At 61.2% G+C, this 2,499-nt stretch carries 2 protein-coding genes and 1 pseudogene; all 3 read left to right on the plus strand.

Going from position 1 to position 2,499, the window contains the following annotated elements:
* Nucleotides 1–458, plus strand: a 458-nt coding sequence (locus tag DBR24_RS24090; RefSeq protein WP_146189112.1) for a tellurite resistance TerB family protein, incomplete at its 5' end; no start/stop codon positions are given.
* A gap of 185 nt (nt 459–643) precedes the next feature.
* A complete protein-coding gene (locus tag DBR24_RS24095) occupies nt 644–2,020 on the plus strand; it encodes an iron-containing redox enzyme family protein (RefSeq protein WP_128615987.1) in 1,377 nt (458 codons plus the stop codon).
* An 11-nt stretch (nt 2,021–2,031) separates the two neighbouring features.
* Nucleotides 2,032–2,499, plus strand: a pseudogene (locus tag DBR24_RS33505) (SAM-dependent methyltransferase); the annotation flags it as partial.

Consider the following 2,499-nt stretch of genomic DNA (forward strand, 5'->3'; position numbering starts at 1 on the left):
GGATGATGGCGTTCCAGGCGTATCAGGCCTGGCAACGCAGCCAGGCCAGCGCGGCACCGCAGCAAACCCCGCAAACAGCCAACCTGCTGGCCGGCCCCGACATTGAAGAACACAGCCATGCGGTGCTGCGCGCCTTGATCGCGGCGGCCAAGGCTGATGGACGCATTGATCAAGCGGAAAGAGACCGGATCAGCTGCGAAATCGGCAAACACGCCGAGGACCCGCAGTTGCAGCAATGGCTCGACGCCGAGTTCGCCAAACCGCTGGATCCGGCGGAAGTTGCCCAATCGGCACAAGGTGATCCGGCGGTTGCCGCCGAAATGTACCTGGCCAGCGTAATGCTGGTGGATGACCAGCAAGCGGCCGAGCGTAATTATCTGGATGAACTGGCGGCGGCCTTGCAGATCGATCCGCAGTTGCAGGTGCATCTGGAAGAACAGGTCAAGGGCACGGCCTGAAAGCCAAGGATCGTCCGATCGCGGTCCGAACCTTCGGCAGGTCCTGCACAGGGGAGAACAGGGGGGGCGGGGGCTCCGTCCGTCCGGGCAATTTTCACGTCGATTGAATTTTTCGCAGGCGTCACCTCTCTGCTGCTGTAGAGGCGTGTGAATCAGCGTCCTGCCAATCGACCGAGAATTTAGCCATGACTGTCCTGACTCGCCTGCCATCTGCGCCGGCACAATCGCAAGCGCTCCATCCTGCCGGCAATCTGCGGCAGCTGTATGAAGCGCTGCTGCGCGATGAAAATCCCCGGGAACGTGCTCACGCTTTTTTGCAGGAGCAGTTGCAACGGGCCGCAGATATCGCTGAAACCTTGCCACGCGATCCTGGGCGCTGGCATGAGTGGATGACCGCGCACTGTACCGAGGTCGCCCGGCGATACGCCGACTACCTGCAACAACGCCAGGCAGGCGGCCCGCGGCAGTACTTCAGCAACAAGGCTCAGGCGCTGTACTTTCTGCAAGCCGTCGCACCGACCAAACTGGTCGATGGTGCCTGGCTGTCCGGCCTTTTGCCGCAGTGGCACGACCCGCGTTTCGCGGGGCTGTTGAGCACCTATCTGGAGGAACTTGGCGAGGGCAATCCGGCGCAGAATCATGTGGTGATTTACCGCAAACTGTTGGCCGATCAGGACCTGCAGGAAAGCGCCGCCATCGCCGATGAACACTACCTGCAAGGCGCGCTGCAACTGGCGCTGGGGCTTGGTGGCATGGACTGTCTGCCGGAGGTGATTGGCTACAACCTCGGCTACGAACAATTGCCGCTGCACCTGCTGATCAGCAGTTACGAACTCAGCGAACTGGGCATCAATCCGTACTATTTCACCCTGCACGTGACCATTGATAACGCCAGCACCGGTCATGCGCAAAAAGCCGTGCAGGCTGTGCTCGACCTGCTGCCGCTGGAAGCCGATCGCAGCGAGTTTCTGCGGCGGGTTTCTTTGGGCTATCGCCTCAACGATCTGGGCCAGGGCAGTCGCGCGATCATTGAAGGCTTCGATCTTGAGCGCGAGTTGCTGGCGATGCTCGAGCGCAAGCGGCCGTTCGGCCAGCACCTGCATTCGGACTATTGCCGTTTTGAAGGCCAGACCGTCAATCAGTGGCTGGCGACGCCGGAGCAGTTGCCCGGTTTCCTTCAGGCCATGCAAGACAAAGGCTGGATCAAGCGCAATCAAGACCCGCAAGCCAGTCGCTTCTGGCAACTGATCTGCGGCGATGGCGCCGCGATGTTCGGCGTGTTCAACGCCTATGAAAAACAACTGTTGCACGACTGGATTGCCGGCAGCTGGACATCCCCGAAAGCGGTGAAATCCGCTCGGCGCCATGGCCAGACTTCGGCACCCGCAGTCATTCCCGAGCAGGATCCCGACCTGCAGCAATTGAACGCAGCGCTGCAAGGCCAGGACGATCACGCGCAAATGGCGCTGCTCATCCCGTGGCTGGCGCCGGCGCGGCATGCGCATCCGGCCGGATTGCTCGCGACTCGCCGCTTTATCGAACTCAAATCCCGCCTGCCTTAAGGAGCGACCCAATGATTCAGGAAGATTCACTGTGCGCCGATGATCTTGCACTGTTGCAACTGGGCCGCCGCCTGCAAGCCGACGGTTATCGTTTTATCACGCCCACCCCGCTGACCCACCAACGGGTCAACCAGCGCAACGAAGGCCAGGCGGTCGATTCCCTGCGCGATGTATTCGGCTGGTCGCGGCCATTTGAAGCAGGGCTGTTGTCCGCTGATGAACTGCAGCAACTGCAGGACGCTCAGGTCATCGACACTCACGCCGGTTGCTTCAAGAGCCGGGTGCGCTGGTCGAGTCTGGATGACTTGCTGTTTGTGCATTCGGCGTTCCCCACCGACGCCGCCGACGCGGTGTTTTTCGGCCCCGACACCTATCGGTTTGCGCAACTGATTCACGCTCACCTGCAGCAGAATTTTGCCCCGGTCAAACGCGCCGTCGATATCGGCTGCGGCGCCGGGGTCGGCGCGATCCTTATCGGC

Source organism: Pseudomonas sp. HMWF006, assembly GCF_003061205.1.
Lineage (GTDB): Bacteria > Pseudomonadota > Gammaproteobacteria > Pseudomonadales > Pseudomonadaceae > Aquipseudomonas > Aquipseudomonas monsensis.

Excerpts from the sequence above, each read along its gene's own strand:
- DBR24_RS24095 (WP_128615987.1), top strand. The coding sequence starts at position 644 with ATGACTGTCCTGACTCGCCTGCCATCTGCGCCGGCACAATCGCAAGCG.